16 protein-coding genes are annotated in these 19,846 nt (G+C 55.6%); 1 reads left to right on the top strand and 15 read right to left on the bottom strand.

Features of this window, described 5'->3' with window-relative positions; all coding sequences use genetic code 11:
* The first annotated feature begins 43 nt into the window (after positions 1-43).
* A complete protein-coding gene (kynA, locus tag ACUTSU_RS07535; protein WP_445650472.1) occupies positions 44-886 on the top strand; it encodes a tryptophan 2,3-dioxygenase in 843 nt (280 codons plus the stop codon).
* Between the two features lie 140 nt (positions 887-1,026).
* Here the strand turns inward: kynA and ACUTSU_RS07540 are convergent, their stop codons facing one another.
* The 15 genes from ACUTSU_RS07540 to tagH form a co-directional block, all read right to left on the bottom strand.
* A complete protein-coding gene (locus ACUTSU_RS07540; protein WP_445650473.1) occupies positions 1,027-1,938 on the bottom strand; it encodes a hypothetical protein in 912 nt (303 codons plus the stop codon).
* Positions 1,939-1,952: 14 nt separating this feature from the next.
* A complete protein-coding gene (locus tag ACUTSU_RS07545) occupies positions 1,953-2,435 on the bottom strand; it encodes an Hcp family type VI secretion system effector (protein WP_012145741.1) in 483 nt (160 codons plus the stop codon).
* A gap of 615 nt (positions 2,436-3,050) precedes the next feature.
* A complete protein-coding gene (locus ACUTSU_RS07550; RefSeq protein ID WP_445650474.1) occupies positions 3,051-3,431 on the bottom strand; it encodes an immunity protein Tsi6 family protein in 381 nt (126 codons plus the stop codon).
* Positions 3,424-4,662: a polymorphic toxin type 46 domain-containing protein gene (locus ACUTSU_RS07555; RefSeq protein WP_445653975.1), complete on the bottom strand. Its 1,239-nt coding sequence runs from the start codon at positions 4,660-4,662 to the stop codon at positions 3,424-3,426. The genes ACUTSU_RS07550 and ACUTSU_RS07555 overlap by 8 nt, the downstream gene beginning before the upstream one ends.
* Positions 4,663-4,665: 3 nt before the next feature.
* Entirely contained in the window at positions 4,666-5,472 is an 807-nt protein-coding gene (locus ACUTSU_RS07560; RefSeq protein ID WP_445653976.1) for a DcrB-related protein, read from the bottom strand.
* A 13-nt stretch (positions 5,473-5,485) separates the two neighbouring features.
* Positions 5,486-7,423 (bottom strand): type VI secretion system Vgr family protein, encoded by a 1,938-nt coding sequence (locus tag ACUTSU_RS07565; protein WP_445650476.1) that lies wholly within the window; start codon positions 7,421-7,423, stop codon positions 5,486-5,488.
* Between the two features lie 84 nt (positions 7,424-7,507).
* Positions 7,508-8,953, bottom strand: coding sequence for a serine/threonine protein kinase (locus ACUTSU_RS07570; RefSeq protein ID WP_445653977.1), 1,446 nt, complete (start codon positions 8,951-8,953; stop codon positions 7,508-7,510).
* 48 nt (positions 8,954-9,001) lie between these two features.
* On the bottom strand, positions 9,002-11,665 hold the full coding sequence (gene tssH, locus ACUTSU_RS07575) for a type VI secretion system ATPase TssH (protein ID WP_445653978.1): 2,664 nt from the start codon (positions 11,663-11,665) through the stop codon (positions 9,002-9,004).
* A gap of 52 nt (positions 11,666-11,717) precedes the next feature.
* Positions 11,718-12,791 (bottom strand): type VI secretion system baseplate subunit TssG, encoded by a 1,074-nt coding sequence (gene tssG / locus ACUTSU_RS07580; protein ID WP_445650479.1) that lies wholly within the window; start codon positions 12,789-12,791, stop codon positions 11,718-11,720.
* Positions 12,788-14,674, bottom strand: a complete 1,887-nt coding sequence (gene tssF, locus ACUTSU_RS07585) for a type VI secretion system baseplate subunit TssF (RefSeq protein WP_445653979.1) — start codon at positions 14,672-14,674, stop codon at positions 12,788-12,790. Before tssF ends, tssG begins: the two co-directional genes overlap by 4 nt.
* Positions 14,675-14,678: 4 nt before the next feature.
* On the bottom strand, positions 14,679-15,254 hold the full coding sequence (locus ACUTSU_RS07590; protein ID WP_017893256.1) for a type VI secretion system baseplate subunit TssE: 576 nt from the start codon (positions 15,252-15,254) through the stop codon (positions 14,679-14,681).
* The gene (locus ACUTSU_RS07595) at positions 15,254-16,072 is read right to left on the bottom strand and encodes a type VI secretion system accessory protein TagJ (protein WP_445650482.1); all 819 of its coding nucleotides are present in this window, start codon (positions 16,070-16,072) and stop codon (positions 15,254-15,256) included. The genes ACUTSU_RS07590 and ACUTSU_RS07595 overlap by 1 nt, the downstream gene beginning before the upstream one ends.
* A 17-nt stretch (positions 16,073-16,089) precedes the next feature.
* Positions 16,090-17,076 carry a type VI secretion system-associated protein gene (locus ACUTSU_RS07600; protein WP_445653980.1) on the bottom strand — a complete coding sequence of 329 codons (987 nt, stop codon included), beginning with the start codon at positions 17,074-17,076 and terminating at the stop codon, positions 16,090-16,092.
* A gap of 30 nt (positions 17,077-17,106) precedes the next feature.
* Positions 17,107-17,880 (bottom strand): PP2C family protein-serine/threonine phosphatase, encoded by a 774-nt coding sequence (locus ACUTSU_RS07605; RefSeq protein WP_445650484.1) that lies wholly within the window; start codon positions 17,878-17,880, stop codon positions 17,107-17,109.
* Positions 17,880-19,631 carry a type VI secretion system-associated FHA domain protein TagH gene (gene tagH / locus ACUTSU_RS07610; protein ID WP_445650485.1) on the bottom strand — a complete coding sequence of 584 codons (1,752 nt, stop codon included), beginning with the start codon at positions 19,629-19,631 and terminating at the stop codon, positions 17,880-17,882. The genes ACUTSU_RS07605 and tagH overlap by 1 nt, the downstream gene beginning before the upstream one ends.
* Positions 19,632-19,846 lie beyond the last annotated feature (215 nt).

Raw genomic sequence — 19,846 nt, forward strand, 5'->3', positions numbered from 1 at the left:
CGCTACACACCGCTTCCGGTCGTGAGCGCAGCGGAGAGAACAGATGAACAAACGGGAATTAGAAAGCGCGATTGTCACCGACTTTTCCAAACGCATGAGCTACGGTGACTATCTGTGCCTGGACCAACTGCTGGACTGCCAACATCCGTTGTCCAACCCGCAGCATCATGATGAGATGCTGTTTGTGGTGCAGCACCAGACCTCTGAACTGTGGATGAAGTTAATGCTACATGAGCTGCAGGCGGCGCGGATGCTGGTACAGCAGGACAAACTCAGCCACTGCTTCAAAATCCTGGCCCGGGTCAAGCAGATCCAACGTATACTGTTTGAGCAATGGGCGGTGCTGGAAACCCTGACACCGTCGGAATACGTTGAGTTCCGTGACGTGCTGGGCAACTCATCGGGCTTCCAATCCCATCAGTATCGCTCGATTGAGTTTTTGCTGGGCAACAAGAATGCCGCCATGCTGGCAGTGTTCAGCAACGATGCAGATAAACACGCCGCGCTGAAGGCGATCCTCGAGGCACCGAGTTTGTACGATGAATACCTGCTCTATCTGTCACGCTATGGCCTGCCCATTCCGCAGGAGTGCATTGAACGTGACTGGACCCAGCCTTACCAGCGTAACCCGAACCTGCTACCGGCGTTTAAAGAGATCTACGACCACCCGCAAAAGTATTGGGAAGCCTATGAAATGGCCGAGAAGCTGGTGGATATCGAGGAGAACTTCCACCTGTGGCGTTTCCGCCATATGAAAACGGTGGAGCGGATTATAGGCTTTAAAACTGGCACCGGCGGTTCCAGCGGCGTCAACTTCCTGAAAAAGGCGCTGGAATTGACCTTTTTCCCGGAACTGCTGGATGTGCGAACCGAGATCGGTGCCTGAACGGTATCTTTGACCTGGATATTTACCAAACGGTGAAAAAAGGCTGAGTTTGCGGTGCAGGGAAGGGAAATGCTGAGGCGTCAGGGAGAGAAAAGGGGCTGAACCCGGCGAATACCGGGTTCAGTTCCCTATATTATCTGCTAGAAGGTACTGGCGATTTCATACATTAACTTCATATGCGCCTTTGAAATATCCGTCGTGCCGCTATCGCTGATTACCGAGACATACTGCTGCTCGCTGGTTAACAGGATTTTGGCTTGTAACGGCGCGGATCGTTCGTTCAGGGTGGTAAATAACAGAGTTTCGATGCGATCCAGATTCGGATCCGCTCTGCCCCTGGCCTGGTCCGTATAACGCCGGCCCATATAGAGCTCGGCATTACTGCGGCATTTTTCTTCATCCTTGATGATTTTTATCCGCGTTTCGTTAACGAACTCAATCAGCTTGATCCTCGCCTTGGCCGTTCTTTTGGTGGCTTCCAGCAAGTCTTTATTATCCGTCTGCTGACGCTCGGACAAGGTGTTTCTGAGCATTAACAGGCCGGCACTGACGATGCCGGTCGCGCCGATCGTCGTCATGGCATACCGGATATAGATATTGGTCATCAGCGTGTCTGCTGCCTGAGCGGCGGCGATCGCTGCATAGGTAGCCCCCGCGCCCGATAATGCACCGACGGCACCTATTGCCTTGGCGGCATAATCATAGTTACTCTTTTGCCTGTCGTTATAGACGTTGCCTCCATAACCCCGCAACGAGGTTTTATATTTTTGGAAGAAACCAGAGTTTTCTTGCAGAGTGGTATTGTTGCCATGATTTAATAGCCCCATTTCCATCTCGTTGGTGTTATCTTCTCCACCATTGCGCTGAGCATCACTGCTCTGGCGCAATCGTTCGAAACTGGACATGATTGCCCGTTCGGAGTCATTCTCATACTGGTTGAGCGCTGTATTATCCAGCTCATTAACAAAGGCGATAATTATCCGCAGCTCGTCAGCATTGTATACCGAGAGGTCGTTGAGCAGATTGTCTATCGCCAGCGTTGGGTCTGCCATAGTGCTGCCCTCGTTTAAATCTCTTTATTCTGTTTAATATCCCAACCGGCTTTGGTTTCTGCACCTTTGGTTCCGCTGGCGCTTTGCTCCCAGTAATGCAGGTTGACCTTGGAAGCCTGGAAGCGATATTTAACCAGGATATTGTCGGTGTGCCCAACACCGGTAAAGTCCGCCATACTGACCAGGACATCTTCCAGCACGATCCTGGTATATTCGACCTGGGTCCCCCCGGCCTTGCAGATAGAAAGTTCAACTTTGGTTACATGTTTACCGCTGGAGCAAAACTTCAGAATGGCCGGTGTAGATTTATCGATAAGTGCCTGCACCTCCAAATCCTTGAAATTTACTTTCCCTGTCCCGCCGCCACCGCCTACGGCCATATTGCCTGACTGGGTCGCCCCCCAGTTGAATGACAGAATATCAGTCCAATTTTTGTGATTAGAATCATTAGATTCACCAGTAACCCCGTCAACCTTCAGAAATGAGTCAATTGCCATTTTGATACCTATATGAAATTGATTAATTTGCATTGGCGAAGCGGATTTATATCCATCAAGGCCAATAAGTGAGGTGGTGCTTCTGGGCAGTTGGCAGCATATTGCCAACATACCCGGAATTAAGTTTGAACTAAATATTAATGGTGATTGCAACGGCTATAGGTGGGTATCTCTCCTTTGGTTTTTAGGGTGAGCTTGGTTGTGCAGCGCAGAGAAGTCGCACTATCACAGGTTTTTAAATTTATGAATAAATTAATGAGCGATTTTTATCAAACAGTTATTGATGAGATAGGGTGGTTATCTATTTTTATAATGTGTTTGGATATTAAGAAAAGGATGGAGTGTTCACTTGGTTATATTAATTATGTATTTATATGATCTTGCTTTTCTAAATAACCAACCTACCTAAATCTGGAATTAATCAGGGAGGTGTATTGAGCCATTCTGGTTTGCTATTCTGCTCTTCTCCAGATGTAGGCAAATTGGGCTTTAAAGGGGCATATTCCATTCTCAATTTTGGTCTGTCTTTACTTGAGAATCAACAAAGCCTCGTTTAAATAGTTAATGGTTGCTTTATGCATTATTTGTGTTATCAGTTACTGGCTAATATTAACCCTAAAAATCATTAGGGTGTTCATTCCTTAGTTTTTTCTGCCTTTCGTAGTAATCAGATTCCACTTCATGTGGTAGTTTTATTTTCAATCCCTTTCTTATTTGGTGCGCTATGAAAGATGCGCTAAAAATTCGATCGGCAAACACAGGATCGGATGCTTCAAATTCTTTTGCCGCATATAAACCCATTGTGAATTCTTTAAGTTTACTTTTGTCCTTTTCTTGTCCCGTTACAACGTTTTTCAAGTAAATTAGCTGTTGAACTATAGAGTTATACATAGGTTCTAAACCGCCATTGTTTTTGGCAGCTAAAATTTCAGCATGACGAACCCTCGCTAAAGCCAATGCTCTATTTATGTAATCAATAGCCGTGTCATTAATCATTTTTTAGAACCCACGTATCTTTATTTGTTGAAAACCATTGTATACCACCGCCCTCCGTCTGAAAAGGTTTGGCTGGCACAGACCAGTTGTCGAGAGCTGGTGTTGCAGTACTTCTTAACATTTCAACTTTATTTTGTGATTGGTAGGCTTTCACCTCTTTTGGTACGATAAGATCGGTACCACGAATTTGTCCTTCAGGATTAATTCCTAGTTTTGTTGGCGGTGTGTTTGCATCCATTGAATACCAATTTCCTTGCCAGTTACCGGGTGATTGATTTTGATAGGCGATCTTCCCTGGGCTGATAGCTTCAACAGAAACTCTGTTCTCAAGGTTTATCCCCATTAAATAATCGTCAATAGAGCTTTCACGAACTCCATCTTTTCTCATGAAATTAGTCGCGATCTCTCTATTTTCACGGATGTTAATGTCTTTATTAATATCTCCGGTTCTTTCAAACTTTTCATTTAAGTAAGCACGACGAGCACTAACTGCTTTTGTTTGCCTGAATGCATCAAACTTAGCACCGCCTTTCCCGCCGGCAAATCCGCCGACGAATCCTCCCGCCAGCATTGACCATTTCTGACCATCGCTGCCTTCACCGAAGAAAACACCGCCAATTAAACTGCCTGCGAAACCGCCCCCCAATCCGCCCAGCGTACCCAGTATGGCTATGGCAGGGGTGGCGAGTACGGCAGCGGCAGCGGCTCCCGCCGCAAGCAGCGTCCAGTTCACCCAGTCGGGGATCTCTGGTTCAATATCATCCGTTTGCTCTTTTTCTCCGCCAATAATGACGTTAGGTGAACCCGTGTGAATTTCGGCGCTACATGCCAGCAAATCATTGATACGGGCCGCAGGGAAATCATTGATATAGACTTTGGCTGAGCCTTGGGCAACGACCTTTTTGGCCGGGCCATCTTCACTGCATTCTCCTGTTGAGATATGCGCGCGTATGGCAGGTCTACCATTGATGTAGACATTCGGCGAGCCATCGGCAAGTACCCCGGTGACATGCCGAGGTGCCCAGGACATGCTGCCCAGCACTTCACCAAGCCCGCCTCCGGCAGAAGCGCCTGCCACTACGGCGGCGACAGCGACCGCAGCCGTGCCACCAGTAACGGCGATGAGTGCGGCACCGACAATCGCGCCACCAATCAACCCGGCGATCATCCAGCCCTGGGAGGCCGTATGGGCTATTTCATCCAGCTCTCGTGCTGCACCAAGTTCACTCATGGGCTAGGACTCCCTGGCGGTCCGAAGATACTCCGCAATTTGCCCGGGATTGTTTAGTTCTTGTGGCCCATTAACAGAGCGGCAAAGCAACAGTATCGATGAAAGATGCTGGTTGCTCTCGAGAGAGGATGTCCACAGTGCATAACGAGTAAACTCAGCGGAACTGTTGGTAACTACAGGGGCAATATGCAACGGCTCACCCAGTGAGTGGTAAAACAGGTAGCTGCCGTTTAATGCCCTTTTCAGGTCGATATGTTGATAAAGTTCGCTGATAGCCGTGAATACGGAAAGTTCTTTACTGTCGGTGTCAAATACAAAAAAATTGCCAATGGAGTCGGTCGCAAGCATGACGGGAACATGAGTGTCATCCTCTTTTTCATTGAAAACAATACTGGCAATAATCCCTTTATACTGTCTGTCATAGTAATCATTGAAGCTATTTTGACAGGTGCCAATAAAACAAACTATTTTTCTGCCTTGTAGCTCATCTTTCAGCAGAACGATATTCTGCTTTTGCCAGATTAGTGCTTCTGCAGACTTGAATCGGTAAAAAAGCTCTATGGATGGCTGGTGATTTATATCCCCATGAGATGAGGATATCAACTCGAACCCTTGAACAGTGGTCTGAAGATCCTGAGTCAACCGCGCAGCAACTTTTTGCAGCGTATCCTCTACGGTTGCATTAGCACGTGAAACAACAAAGGTAAATTCACTGGCGTTGTTTTCGCTGAGTGTGAAAATGTTCATTGTCCGGTCTTTAAATGCGTCGGGCAGTTCGAAGCTGGCTTCTTGCGTTAAATAATGACTCATTCAATATCCTGTATTACTTTTCTTCCTGCGAGAAAAAACTGTCTATTTGACTTTGTATTGTTTTTTGATGTTTGTCGCCTGGCGCATCGGTTTTCTTCTGGCCACTCGAAGGGTTGAGATTTAGCTTACCGCTGGATGTGTTAATTTCGCCAGATTGGTCAACGGTAATATTAAAATTAACACCGGTAATATTAATGTCGCCATCTTTGGTCAGTTCCAACACACTTTTGCCACATTCAAGACGAATCGATGTACCAGAACCAATAACTAATGCGCCGACAACATTATCTGTACGCGTATGCTCAGTCAGCATGGTTGAGTGGCCTTTAACTGCAATAGTCTGGTCTTCGATAACCCGCTGTTCCTCATTAGCACCAACGAAATGAGTATGGTTCTTATCGATGCTATGGCTTTCATCGTTCTTTACCTGGGTGTCCATGTTGCGTTCCGCCTGGATCCACACCTGTTCCGAACCGGCTTTATCCTCAAAGCGCAGGGCGTTGGCGTTGTCGGCGGTGCCATCCTTGGTGCGGCTCATAAAGCCCATTTGGGTCGCGGCGGCCGGCAGCGCCCAGGGCGGCATGCTGGCGTCGTTATACACGCGGCCGGTCACGATCGGGCGGTCCGGATCGCCATTGATAAAGTCCACCACCACTTCGTCGTTGACGCGCGGGATCTGTACCCCGCCGTAACCCTGGCCGGCCCAGGCGCTGGACACGCGCACCCAGCAGGAGCTGCCGTCGTCTTTGGGCCCGAAGCGATCCCAGTGGAATTTCACCTTGATGCGGCCGTATTTGTCGGTCCAGATCGACTCACCGGCCGGGCCGACCACTTTTGCCGTCTGCGGACCGTGAGTTTTCGGCCAACTTGCCCGTTGCGCCGGGTGCCAGGGGATATCCGCCGGCAGCACGGTGAAATCGATACGGTGTTCGCTGTGCTGATCGTCGCCGCTGGCGTAGCGGTTTTCCCTCAGCTGATATTTAGCCTGCAGCGTCAGGTATTCCCGGTTGTCGTCGATATGCGGGGCGTTATACAGCGTGAAAGTGCTGCCGGGGGCAATGCCCAATGCGGTCGCGGTGCCTTCAATCTGCTGATGCTCGGCCTGCCAGGCTTCCTGACGGATACGGGCGTAGAATTCCCCCTGCTGATGCTCGGTATAGCGTCCCGGCCAGTCGTAAACGTCAATCTGGCCCGGTGTCGGTGAGGCAGGGTTCTGACGGGCCTGGAACAGCCAGGCATTGGGTTTGCGGAAGTCGTAATCGTCGAGGCTGTAAATACCCGGCGTGACGTGATCGGACAGGGTCCACTGGCTGATGCCTTCTTCACTGGTACTGCCGCCAGACGGCGTCAGATGGTAAGGGATCATCTCGTAGCCGGGATAGGGCTGATGATGGTGGGGCGCATCGCCCAATACCAGAGTGTGCTTACCCATCTCATGTTTGAAATAGTAATAGATCCCTTCCAGTTCCATCAGCCTGCTGACGAAGTTGAAGCTGCTCTCGTTGTATTGCACGCAGTAGCCCCACAGACGGTAGTCGCCCGTGAGCTGGTCTTCCAGCTGCACATTATGTTCGGTCAGCAGAGTTTTGACGATCTGTGGCACCGTCTGTTCCTGGAAGATGCGGAAGTTACGGTCCTTGGTCATCGGCCACAGATCCGGCTGCACGTGCAGGTTATACACTGCATAGCGAGTACCGCCGATCTCTTCGCTGCTGACGGCGATCGACGTGATCTTGCCGTTCAGGTAGCGGGGTGGGCCAAGAAAACCCTGGGTCGGGATCTCCAGCGTCAGGGGTTGACCCAACAGCGCCTTGCGGTCGAGGCGGGCGTTTTTGCTCAGCAGTTCGATGGCGAAATCGAAGGGTGTGGAAAGGGCTTCAGTCCCCTCCAGCGAACGAAACAGCAATGACTCCTGGCCCAGTGGCGTATGCGCAATAATACGATCCAACATGAGAACGTCCTCTGTGAATGACGCATGCGTCAATCTCATGAAAATACGGTGAAGGCCCGCGGTGACGGGCCGGATAAGCGGGGTTTAGCCTGCTGCAACCGGGTTGACCAGCCAGGTGCCGGCGTTCTCGATGCTGAGCTGCTGACGGCGTAATTGATCGTTATGGCGGATTTCCAGCTGATAGCTGCCCGGTGCCAAATTCAGGCGGGCAAAGCCGTTGTCGCCTGGGGTCACCTGCTGGGGTTTGCCGTCCAGGCTGACCTGCTCACCGGGTTGCAGTTTGAAATACACCAGTGCCACCGGCGGTGGTGCCGGAGTGGTCTGGGCTGCAGGCGGCTGTTCGGCCGCCGTCTGTGGTGCGCTTGGTGGCTGCGTTACGGGTTTATCCACCGCTGCACTTTCTGGCGTATTGGCCGCTATTGGGGCTGGGGTACTGTCGGCCCCGCTTAGCCAGGTGATGACGCCGATCACCAGCAAAGCCGCCACGCCTGCACCTGCCATCATCGGGCGTGTCAGCTTCATGCCGTGCGCGGTCACGGTGCCTGCCGCTGCGGCACCGGCGGCCGGATTGGTGGCTACCAGCAGATTTTCCGGTGCGGCGGCTGGGGTGCTGATGATTTCGTTTTCATCGGCAATCGGCAGATGCAGCAGTTCGGCCATTTCGTCGATGGTTTGTGGCCGGTCTTCCGGTTTCAACGCCAGCGCATGGTCGATAGTGCGCAGCAGTTCCAGTGAATAGCCCGCCGGGCGACGCTCGGTCAGCGGTTGGTAGCTGTCCTCGATGCTGCGCACCACGCTGACCGGCGGCGGTGAACCGACGATCAGCGTATGCAGCACGGCACCCAGAGCGTAAATGTCGGTCCAGGGGCCTTGCTCACCGTCGCTGTTCTCGGTGTATTGCTCAATCGGCGCGAAGCCCGGTTTGAGCATGATTTCTGTTTCGTCGGACAGGTTGCCGATCTCTTTGCGCGCTGAGCCGAAGTCCAGCAGCACCGGTAGCTGGTTTTCCTGGATCTGAATGTTATCCAGCGAAATATCGCGGTGCAGGTAACCTTCCTGATGGATGGTGTTGATGGCGCTGAACAGCGGTGGCAACAGTCTGCGGATCCAGGCCTCGTCGATTTTCTCCGGTTGCTGCGCTTGCAGGTTCTTCAGGGTGGTACCGCTGTAAAACTGGGTGCCCATGTAGGCGGTACCGTTCTCTTCCCAAAAGCGCAGTACGTGCAGCAACCCTGGGTGAGAGAAACGCGCCAACAGGCGGGCTTCCTGAATAAAGCTGTTTAACCCGGCCTGGAAGGTTTTGCTGAAACGCTCGCCGCGTAGCCCGACGCTCAGATCGTCATTACGCATGGCCAGCGAGGTCGGCATGTACTCTTTGATGGCAATGGTGCGTTCCAGTTGATGATCGTACGCGCGGTAGACGATGCCGAAACCGCCTTCGCCGATAGCTTCCTTGATCTCGAATTCATTAAATCTATAGCCGTTTGGCAGGCTGTTTGAATTCGGTTTGCTTACCCCGGTTCCCGACATAATGATGACTCTCTGTGAACAATCGCCGCCAGACCGGCGGCCGCGGCGTTATGCCTGAAATTGACAAATAAATTCGTTTTGCTGCAGCGCGATATGCAGTTGGCGATAGCGCTGATCGTTGGCGCCGCCGGTCAGTAAGGTGTGGCTGATCTGCGGCAACAGGGTGTTGGTTAAAATAGCGTCGACCATGCGGCCGCCGGACTCCACCTCGGTGCAGCGGCTGACGATTTGTTCGATCACCGCATCGTCGAAGGTACAGACGATATCGTGGTTCTCCGCCAGTCTGCGCTGCACTCGGCCCAGTTGCAGGCGCACGATATTGCCCAGCGTGGCGTCGGTCAGCGGGTAGTAAGGCACGACCAGCAAGCGGCCGAGCAGCGCCGCCGGGAATACCGACAGCAGCGGTTCGCGCAGGGCACCGCTCAGTGCCTCCGGCTCCGGCATCAGGTCCGCATCGCTGCACAATCCGGCGATCAAATCGGTACCGACGTTAGAGGTCAGAATAATGATGGTGTTGCGGAAATCGATGTGGCGGCCTTCGCCGTCTTCCATCCAGCCTTTGTCGAACACCTGGAAGAAAATCTCATGCACGTCCGGATGGGCTTTTTCTATTTCGTCCAGCAGCACCACGCTGTAAGGGCGACGGCGCACCGCTTCGGTCAATACACCGCCCTCGCCGTAACCCACATAGCCGGGAGGGGCGCCTTTCAGGGTAGAAACGGTATGCGACTCCTGGAACTCGCTCATGTTGATGGTAATCACGTTCTGCTCGCCGCCGTACAGCGTTTCCGCCAGCGCCAGCGCGGTTTCGGTTTTCCCGACGCCGGAAGGGCCTGCCAACAGGAAAACCCCGACCGGCTTGTTTGGATCGTCCAGCCGTGCGCGGGAGGTGCGTACCCGGCGGGCGATCAGATCCAGTGCATGCCGTTGACCGATAACCCGTTGGTTCAGCGTATCCGCCAATTGCAGTACCGCGTCGATCTCGTTTTTCACCATGCGACCCAGCGGGATGCCGGTCCAGTCGGACACCACAGCGGCCACCACGTTGGCATCGACGGCGGCGAAAATCAGCGGGGCCTCGCCCTGCAGGTCACCAAGCTGTTGCTGCAACTGCGCCAATTGCGCGCGCAGTTCATCGGCAGAGGGCTCGGGCTGTGGTTCCTGGGTTGACTCATCAGTCGGCTCAGCCTCAATATCTTCCCGATGCAACCGGCCGCGCAGGTCGATAATCTGTTGGATCAGCGCCAACTCATCCTGCCAGCGGGCAGTGAGCTGCTCCAGTTGTTGCTGCAACAGCGTCAACTGAGCTTCAATATCCTGTGGGCGCTGCGGATTACCGATGCCGACCTTGGCTTCTCGCCGGGCGATATCCAATTCAATCTGCAGTGCTTCAATGCGGTGGCGGCAGTCTTCCACCTGGGCCGGCTCGGCATGTTGGCTGACCGCCACGCGGGCGCAGGCGGTGTCCAGCAGCGCCACGGCTTTGTCCGGCAACTGGCGTGCCGGGATGTAGCGATGCGACAGGCGCACGGCGGCGTCCACCGCCTCATCGAGCAGCAGCACGCGGTGGTGCTGTTCCAGCGGACTGACGGTGCTGCGCAGCATCAGCAGCGCTTTGTCTTCGCTCGGTTCATGTACCTGCACCACCTGGAAACGGCGGGTCAGCGCCGGATCTTTCTCAATGTATTTCTTGTATTCCGACCAGGTAGTGGCCCCGACGGTGCGTAATTGGCCGCGTGCCAGCGCCGGTTTCAACAGGTTGGCTGCGTCACCGGTGCCTTGTGCGCCACCGGCGCCAATCAGCGTATGGATTTCATCGATAAACAAAATGATCGGGGTGGGGCTGGATTGAACTTCGTCAATCACCGTCTGCAGGCGCTTTTCGAACTCGCCCTTCACCCCGGCCCCGGCCTGCAGCATGCCAATATCCAGCAGATACAGCTGGACGTCGCGCAGCTGTGGCGGCACGTCACCGGCCACGATACGCAGCGCCAGGCCTTCGACCACGGCGGTTTTGCCGACCCCGGCCTCCCCGGTCAGTAGTGGGTTGTTCTGGCGGCGACGCATTAAAATATCGACAATTTGGCGGATTTCTTCGTCACGCCCGGTCACCGGGTCAATCTCGCCGTTGCGCGCCTTGGCCGTCAGGTCCTGAGCATATTGCGCCAACACGCTGCCGCCAGTCTGCGCTGGCGTCGGCGTGGTGTCTGACTGGGCGCTCGGCATCAGGCTGTTTTCCGCCGAGTGGGCGGTGATGGTGGCAAATTGCTCCATCAGCAGATCGGCGTTGAGGCGATCAAACTGGGGGGAGATGGCTTTCAGCAGGTGGCGCAGGCTGTAGGTTTTCAGGATGCCGAGCAGCAGATGGCCACCACGGATCTGCGCAGCACCGAATTTCAGCGAGCCGTAAACCCAGGCCCGCTCCACCGCGCTGTCGATATGTTCGGACAGATCGGAAATTGCGCTGGCACCGCGAGGCAGGCGATCGAGTGCCTCGACGATGTCGCGGGCCAGTTGCCCCTCATCCAGTGCAAAGTGGCGGATCACCTGTTGCAGGTCAGCCTCCGGTGCCTGCATCAGTTGGTGCAGCCAGTGCGCCAGCTCAACGTAGGGGTTACCGCGCAGCTTGCAAAACGCCGTCGCACTTTCCAGAGAGGTGAATAACAGGCTATCGAGTTTGCCAAATAATACCGAGCGGCTGATTTCAGACATGGTTTTCCTCAGGTCGTGACGGAGCGCTGTGTGGCTCCGGCCAAAATAATAGTCAGAACGGGTTTTCCAGCGGTTCGGGGCTGAAGATCAGATCGTCAAGGTCGCGTTGGTGACGGGCATCTTCCAGCCAACTGCTTAATCCCAGGCGCTGGGCACCGCCGAGTTGGGTGCCGCTGAGCTGATCCTTCGCCAGGATCAGCCGCACTTCCCAGACAAACTCGATGCCCAGATATTGGCGCACCCAGTCGCGCAACTGCCGGCACAGTTCGGCTCCGGGCAGGAAGCGTTCATAGTTTTGTTGCGACATTGGCCCCAGTTCGATGCGGAATTTGTGCTGAATATCGCGCACTGCAATCCCAAGGAACGAAGACTCACCGAGCCGGGGAGCACCGCGACCTGCTTTGAGGCGCGCCTGTTCACGTGGTTCTACCCGCAGCCAGTGTGGGACGTTTTCCACGATGCGCACTGGCACCTTGAAGTACTGCTGCAAGATTTTGCTCAGACCTTCCGGGTCACGGCTGTGACGAATCAGATGACCGGCCATAAAATGCTTGGCATGGGCATTGATGCTGTCGCGCTGCTGCTGCGCTGGCTGGCCGATGCCAATCAGGCTGGAAAGGTATTGGTCGAAACGCCGGTTATCCTGACGATCCAGCGATACCGTGGGTTGTGCATCTGCCCAGGCACGGTAAAACAGCAGCGTCAGCCGGTGGTGAAACAGGTTGGCAAAGGCCAGCAGGGTGGTGTCCTGGTGGTGATAGACCCGTTCACGCACATATTCGGTCAGGTGCAGCGGCAGCGGCCCGTTGGGGCCAAACAGACCAAAGCTGAAAATCGAAACGTCGTGTAGCGGGCTTTGCGGCCGTGGGCTGACCTGTGCCAGCGTCGACGGGGCGAACGACAGTGAAGGTTCTTGCCCCAGCCGCAGCATTTCATGGCGCGGCAGGGGGGCACGCCCCAACAGGTAGGCCTGCCCACCCTGGGCGTCCAGGCGGCGCAACAGCTGAAATAAATCGTGCTTGTAAGGCGCATTGACCAGCCGCAGCCAGAAATCCTCCGGCAGGCGGTGCAAGGCATTGATCTGTGGCGGTGCCGTCAGTTCCGCCTCGGTGTGGAGGGCGTTCAAATCAGCGTCCTTTTGCCCATGCGCGCCTGCCAGTGAGCGATCTCACCGCGTTGCTGGCTGGAAAGCGTCATTTCGGTAAAGGTGTTCATCGCTACCAGCCGGGAGAACAAACGCTCCAGTACGCTCCCCAGCAGGTAGGGGCTGCTGCCAGAGAACGACTGTTCATCGACGGTTAGCTCGATGGCGATACCGCGGGCAAACACGATCGGCCCCGGCTCGGGGACCCGGCGGTATACCGGGCGCAGGTTACAGTGGCGTACGCCCTGGATTTGCTTGGTGATCGCCGGCTCGCTCAGGTTGCCGTACAGGCCGAGCAACTGACGCAGGCTGGCAGCCCCCTGTTCCGGGTCGCCGTCCATCATGCTGAGGTAGTTCAATTGCAGCTGGCTGATCAGCCGCCAGGTGATCATGCCTTCGGCCAGCGCCGGACGCGGCGGCGTCGGGCCTTTTTTCAGCGACACCTGTTTGATCGGGATCGAGTCCGGCATCACGAAGTTGCCCTGATCCTGCTGCAACAGCATCAATGGCAGATCGCGGCTGGTACACAGTACGTCGGCAGTGAGGTATTTCAGGTCGCTGTGCCAGGGCGACTGCCGTTCATCCACCAGCGAGACGAATACCTCCGAGCCGACATAGCCGGTGCGGGTGCCGTAACGGCGGGCGTGTTCGGACAACGTGCGCTGCTCGCGCCGCAGTGAAAAGTAGGCGCCGTAGTTGCCGTCATCCGCGCTCAGGGTGCTGTAAAACGGCCGGAATTCCTGCTCATAGCGTTTTTCGCTGGCGCTGCCGCCGAGCCGCTGAACAGAGAACACTTCATAATCAAGTGGACGAATATTATCGACCACCAGATGGTATTCATGGTTTTTTTCGCTGACGGTGATGCGTTCGGCGACTTTCGGGAACAGATTGATCACCGGCGTGCAGTGCAACGCCAAATGGGCGACGTCGATTACCCGTTCCAGCGCCGCATCCTGGCGGTCAAGCAGCACCAGGATCTCAAACTGCCGCAGCGCTTTTTTTCCTTCGCGTACGCTTTGCAACAGCGGGCGTATGCCATTGACGCTGAAGAACTGGAAGCGTGCGGGGAAGGCAAAATATTCCTGCAGCAGGCGATAGCCTTCAAAATTGCGCAGCTCGTTCGGCAGCAGCGCCTGATCGGCGGCAAAGCCTTCCTGCCGCAAGCCGTCCAGTGCCAGTACCCGCCGTTGCGGTTGTGCTTCCACCGTCTGGCAAATCAGCCCGACGCTGTGTTGCATCAGCAGTTCCAGTAGTTGCTGTGCCTGCAAGTCCGGGCCGGAGAGATAAAACATCAACTGGTCCAACTGCAGGTTGTTGAGTGTGACGCTGTCATAGCACTCCAGCCGGATGCGCAGCGCGCTGACGCAGCCACTTTGTTGCAACCCCAGGCTGGCCAACGGAATATCGGCCGGAATGCCGCCCAGTTCGACGCTTTTCAGCCGCACCGGTTGCAGCGTGACGTCGTGCGCGGTGGTATAGCTGCAGGTGATACCACTCTTTTTCAGCGACTGACTGTCCATCATGGTGCCGCGTGGCACCACAAAGCCGTTGCTGATATCGCCCTTGTTGCTGTCGGGTTGCAGCTCGGCAATCGCCATTGATGGTGTTGGCGACAGATAGTTGGGGTAGATAATCTCCAGCAGACGCTGGGAGAAACGCGGAAACTCCGCGTCCATCTTCAGTTGTACGCGCGAGGTGAGAAAGGCGAAGCCTTCCATCAAACGCTCGATATAAGGATCCGCGACGTCGATACCGCGCATGCCAAGGCGACCCGCCACTTTGGGATACTGCTCGGCGAACTCTGCGCCCATCTCACGCAGATAGGCCAGCTCGCGGTTGTAATAGTCTAAAAGTTTACTGTCCATCGGCTTACCCTATGTCTTTCAGATCGAAGTGGCCGTTCTCCAGGTCCACGTCGGTACGGAACAGAAACTCCAGCGGATAGGGCACGCACCACAGGCGTCCCTTGATTTCGATCGACAAGACGTTGTGCAGCTCCAGCGAGCCGGTGTCCGAAATGCAGCGCACCTGCAGCCCTTCGGGCAGGATGCGCGGTTCGAAATTGAGGATGGATTCAGTCAGCGCCAGCTGAATATCCTGCCACTCGATGTCCGACATGCGTTTGCCGGCCAGCGAGGCGATGCCGTAGTTGAGGGTTGAACGCCGTACCTGCGGAAAATCGCCCAAATCGAGACTGGACTCGCTGTTCACGCAGTTAAACAGCCACTGCAGGTCGCGCAGCACTCGGCGGCGCAGTTCGCTGTGTGAGACCAGGTTGCGTACCTGAGCTTCCTTTTTTTTCTGCGGTTCGTCGTCGGTCAGCATGTCGAGCAGCACCGGCTGCATTTTGTCGCGTGACGTCAGGCGTTCGCTGTCCTGACGGGAGCGATAGCCCTGACGGCGCAGGTCACCATCATCATGTTGGGTTGGCCGCTTGCTGTTCATCAATAGGCGCTCGCGTTAAAACTCAGGTGGCGCAGGCTGTGTAGCGGGAACTCATCATTCTCGCTCAGCCAGGTTTTCAGGCCCTGTCCGGTGTAGTGCGGACCTTCGCCAAGCGCTTGCCATTCGGTACGTTTGCCGAGCAACAGCGCATCATCACTGCCTGCGATCAGGGGATAGCGGGCGGGCAGTTGGCAGACCTGCTCGCGACCGTCGTTCAGTCGCACCAGTGCGTGGCTCCACACCAGATCAACGGCACTTTGCGGGGCCTGGAACTGAATTTCCGCGATGTCGGCGAACGGCAGCCAGTAATAAGTGCCGTTCAATGCCAGTTCACAAACCGGGCCGAGACGACCATCACCGTCGGTCAACCAATCAAACGCCACGGACTGTGGCTGTTCAGCCAGGGTCAGTTGCCCGGCACTGGCCGGTGCCGCTTCCAGAGCCTGGTCGCGCAATGCCTGTGCCTGTTCGGCTTCGCCCAAAGCATCGTGACGCAACGCCTGGATCATGGGTTGCAACCAGGGCTGGTTTTGTTGCAGCAATGCGGGGGCTGCCTCACCGGCGAACACCGCCTGACGCTGCAGTTCCGCGTTGACCGACTGCATTAACAGCAACGTGGTGGGCTGGGCGATGGGCTTCAATGCCTGCCAGGATTTCAACTGCGCATTGGCGCGCTGCCAGTTGCCGCTTAGACACAGTAATTGCACCAGCGCGGCACGCAGATCGGCATCCGCCGGTCGCGCTTTGATCTCATTTTCCACTGCGCCGATAGCGGCGCTGACCGAGCCGCCTTGCAACATGTTTGTTAATGATTTCACAGAGCTTCCCTTAATAATCAGTGAGTGGCGTTGTTTACCGACAAGTAGCTGCCACTGGCAGGGTCAAGACGATCGTCGGCCAGCTTTTCCACCAGCTTGAAGTTCAGCGGTGTGGCCGGATTGGTAAGCAGTGGTTGCCAGGCGCGCTGGGCCTGCTCAATACGATGTTTGACTTTGGCGGTGTCTGCGGCTTCTTCACGCGGCATTTCGACAATCACTTCACCGTTAAATGACCAGGCGTGAAGCTGCGGGGCAAAAGGTAACAGCGCGAAACTGCCTGGTGCCTGCGGGTTGGCACCGAGTAGCAGCCGCTGCACATTGGCGCTGACAACGTTCAAGGGGCGCTCGCCAACGTTGATCTTCACCAGCGGATAGCCTTGATAGAACGACAATGCCGGCGAGGCGGTTTTGCCATCTTGCTGTAGCGTTACGCTGCTGCTGCCGTTTAACCAGCCATCGTCACCACAACGCAGGGCGTCGCCACTCGGGATAAACAGCGCGCTGCCGTTGGCTTCTTCGCGCCAGTAGGTGCGGAAATGGCAGCCCTGTGGCAGGTCAAACTTTGGTACCGGTGCGCTATCTGCCTGCGGCGAGGTGACTGCCATGGCTGCGGGGATCACCGGTGCTGGGGGGGCAGCCGGTTCGACGGCCTGCTGTTTGTGTACCGGCTTCCAGCCCCGTGCCTTGCTGGCTTCGCCGGACGCCAGTTTTTCACCGCGTTTGTCGGTCAGGATCCAGGGGAGTTGGCTGGCTTTGGCACACTGCTTTGCTAACAGGTTGCCAACGCGTGGCAGGAAGTCGTCCAGGACTGCGGGATCTTTGCTTTGTGCCGAAACGATGCGCAGTGGGATGGTTTTGCCGCACCAGCTTGCCGGTTGGCTGTTTTTGACATCGTCTATAAACACTTCCAGCTTCTGGCTGGGGGAGTAGACCAAGCGATAATTCGCCGCCTGCGCGGCCGGTATCGCCACCAGGGCGATAAATCCGGGCATCCAGTATTTCATAGGTAACCTTGCTGTGAATTTGTACCTGACTCAGTCGCGGGACAGAAACCGCTCCGCATCCGCCAGAGAATGCAGCAGAGTGGTTTCCTGCGGTGAGCCAATCCAGACGGCGATAGCGCTGTAGTTATCGCTGTTATTATTTTTCTTCCATGCCTGCTCCATCAGGGCAATCCATTCGCTGGGGGAGTTGACCATATGCAGCGATTGTTCCAGTTCAGACTGGGTAAAGCTGTGCCAAAAACCGTCGGTACACAGCAGGAAAACGTCGCCGTCTTCCAGTTGCAACACGTCGCTATAGGTGGCGTCGCGTTCTTCATTCAGACCCAGGGCGAAATACAGCAGGTTGCTGTTGATGCCGCTGGTTTGGTAGCCGGCGTCCTGCATTTGCTGGATCAGGCTGTGGTCGGTGGTCACCGAATGCAGATAGCCGCGCCGGAACAGGTACAAACGGCTGTCACCGGCGTGCGCCCAGTAAGCCAGTTGGTAATCGCGATCGATAAACAGACTGACCAGCGTGGTGCCCATCTTGCCGTATTCGTCCGACTGCCGCTGCTGCTGGTGGATGGCGGCATTGGCACTGGCAATGTGTTGGCGAATACTCTGGGCATTCAGATGTTTTTCACCGTCGAAGTTTTGCAGGATGGTGTCGTGTGCCAGTTTGGCGGCAATGTCCCCACCGGGAAAGCCGGCGATGCCGTCACAGACCACGAAACAGGCGGCGCGGTTACCGACCACTTCACCGGTCTGATCCTGATTAGAGGCGCGGCCGCCCTGATTGGAGGTAGAGGCTATAGTGATATTCATTACGCGTCCGGTTGGGTCTGTGAGTCTTTATATTGATTCACTTCAACGTCATAGGCGTGAAGGAAGGCTTCGCCGAACAGGGTGTGAAAGTCGTCTTCGATTTCGCCGGAGGTCTGTTGATAGCTTTTCACGAAGTAATCCCACAGCGCCGCCTTACGGCTGGCCGGCAGGGATAAACGAGGTGCAGCGCCTTCCTGGCGCGCCTCTTCTTCAAGACGATCCGGATTAAACGACTGCAACATGGCGGCGATGATGGCGCGAATACCGGCGATCATGCCTAACTGGTGCGCCTGCAGGTCGATCAGTGCGTCGCGTACCGCCTGTTCCGGCGGCATAAACCCCGGCATCTTGCTGCCGAACATCTGCATTAATACCGTTTTTCCCGAGGGCAGCAGTTTGAACGGGTTATTGGCCTCGTCGAGGATCATGGTCATCTCGGCCTTCACGCCGCGCTTAAGGATTGAGCGTGAAGAGAGCAGGGCGACGGTCCCCTGAGAAAACAGGCTCAGCAGTCGACCGGCCTGACGGAGTTGCTGCTCATCAAAATGCGGCTGTGGCTGCAAGTCATCCAGACCCACCCCCTGTAGTAATGCGGCCAACAGTGGGCCTTCCAAGCGCTCCCCCGCCGGTGCGCTACCGTTTTGGGCTCGCGCTGTCTGATAGGCAATCGGATCGATACCCAAGCGGTTGGCCGGGCGTGGACGCGGTTGCGTTGGGGGCGGCAGGTTTGAAGGAGAAAGCTGTGGCTCTGGTTGCGGCATGGGCTCCGGCTGAGCGACCGGCTGCGGCGCGACTTTGGGTTGTGGTGCTTCCACCGGGGGGGGCATCACCGGTTGCTGTAAGGGGGGCGCTGGTGGTGGCACCGCAGTCGGAGGCTCTGGCTGTGCCAGAGGGACAGCACTGCCCATCAGCAGCCCGAGAGGATCGTTGCTGTTCAACGCGTCCGGTGATGTAGGGGCCGAAGAACCGCCAAACAGCGCCAACGGATCGAGTTCCTGTTCATTTTTTTCCAGCTCAGCGGGTTTGACCGACGCAGCTTGACTGGTCGTCGGGCGCTGTTCGGCCAACAGCGCACTCGGGGTGGTATCGGCCAAAATAGGATCGCGTTCGAAGGTGATGTCGGTGTTGAACAACATTGCCGGATCGGTTTGCTGCGACTGTAGTTGACGCAGTTCAACGTCACCCGCCAATTGTGCCAGCGGATCGGCCGGGTTCATCTCGCGCTCCGCCGTTTCCAGCAGCGGATGGCTGTCATGATTGATAACCGGCGCCGGGGGCGAAGTCTCCGTCGCGGTTGGCGTGAACTCTTCTACCAGGCTGTCCCAGATCTCATTCGGGATGGGGGCTGCCGATTTTTCTTTGGCGGCCGGTGATGAGGGGGCCGGCACCGTGTCGGCGCTTTTCACTGCCGGCTGAGTCTGCGGTGCAGCCGCTTGCTGTAAGGAGGTGACCTGGATCTGGTAATCGTCGATGCCGAGAATGTCACCATCCTGCAGCTCCACCTGACGGCCACGCTCCAGCGGGATATCGTTCAGCAACACGCGGGTGACGTTACCACGGTTGGTTACGCGACATTCGCCATCAGCAGAAATATGTACGATCGCCTGCAACCGGGAGATGGCGCGCTCTTCGTCCGGCAGTACCAGGTTGTTGTCCACGCTACGGCCAATGGTGCCGCCGGGCGGTAAAAAGTCGCAGCTGCTCTGTGGCGGAACCTGGCCACTTTTATTCTTAACAATAGAAAATCGCATAAGGCATTCCTGCTGATTAGGATATATTGCAGTTAATTATTATTTCGGTGTCTGGCTTACCAAAATCGGCGGTTATTTTGGTAAGCAAGTTTATGCTGGGTTTTTTGCAAATATTTAAGGGTTAATTGAGAACGGAGGTCAGTTATAAAAGTCAGCTGTCATCTTTGCCCCGGTGTTTGCTTGAAATATTGCCAGAATTGTTGGAAAGAGGGGTG

It is taken from the genome of Serratia sp. NA_13 (assembly GCF_052691735.1).

What these genes read in the sequence shown, in the direction of transcription:
- ACUTSU_RS07605 (WP_445650484.1), bottom strand. Translation starts at nt 17,880, where the DNA reads ATGAATATCACTATAGCCTCTACCTCCAATCAGGGCGGCCGCGCCTCT.
- ACUTSU_RS07545 (WP_012145741.1), bottom strand. Translation starts at nt 2,435, where the DNA reads ATGGCAATTGACTCATTTCTGAAGGTTGACGGGGTTACTGGTGAATCT.
- ACUTSU_RS07560 (WP_445653976.1), bottom strand. Translation starts at nt 5,472, where the DNA reads ATGAGTCATTATTTAACGCAAGAAGCCAGCTTCGAACTGCCCGACGCA.
- ACUTSU_RS07600 (WP_445653980.1), bottom strand. Translation starts at nt 17,076, where the DNA reads ATGAAATACTGGATGCCCGGATTTATCGCCCTGGTGGCGATACCGGCC.
- tssF (WP_445653979.1), bottom strand. Translation starts at nt 14,674, where the DNA reads ATGGACAGTAAACTTTTAGACTATTACAACCGCGAGCTGGCCTATCTG.
- tssH (WP_445653978.1), bottom strand. Translation starts at nt 11,665, where the DNA reads ATGTCTGAAATCAGCCGCTCGGTATTATTTGGCAAACTCGATAGCCTG.
- tagH (WP_445650485.1), bottom strand. Translation starts at nt 19,631, where the DNA reads ATGCGATTTTCTATTGTTAAGAATAAAAGTGGCCAGGTTCCGCCACAG.
- ACUTSU_RS07550 (WP_445650474.1), bottom strand. Translation starts at nt 3,431, where the DNA reads ATGATTAATGACACGGCTATTGATTACATAAATAGAGCATTGGCTTTA.
- ACUTSU_RS07540 (WP_445650473.1), bottom strand. Translation starts at nt 1,938, where the DNA reads ATGGCAGACCCAACGCTGGCGATAGACAATCTGCTCAACGACCTCTCG.
- kynA (WP_445650472.1), top strand. Translation starts at nt 44, where the DNA reads ATGAACAAACGGGAATTAGAAAGCGCGATTGTCACCGACTTTTCCAAA.
- ACUTSU_RS07570 (WP_445653977.1), bottom strand. Translation starts at nt 8,953, where the DNA reads ATGTCGGGAACCGGGGTAAGCAAACCGAATTCAAACAGCCTGCCAAAC.
- ACUTSU_RS07565 (WP_445650476.1), bottom strand. Translation starts at nt 7,423, where the DNA reads ATGTTGGATCGTATTATTGCGCATACGCCACTGGGCCAGGAGTCATTG.
- ACUTSU_RS07555 (WP_445653975.1), bottom strand. Translation starts at nt 4,662, where the DNA reads ATGAGTGAACTTGGTGCAGCACGAGAGCTGGATGAAATAGCCCATACG.
- ACUTSU_RS07590 (WP_017893256.1), bottom strand. Translation starts at nt 15,254, where the DNA reads ATGAACAGCAAGCGGCCAACCCAACATGATGATGGTGACCTGCGCCGT.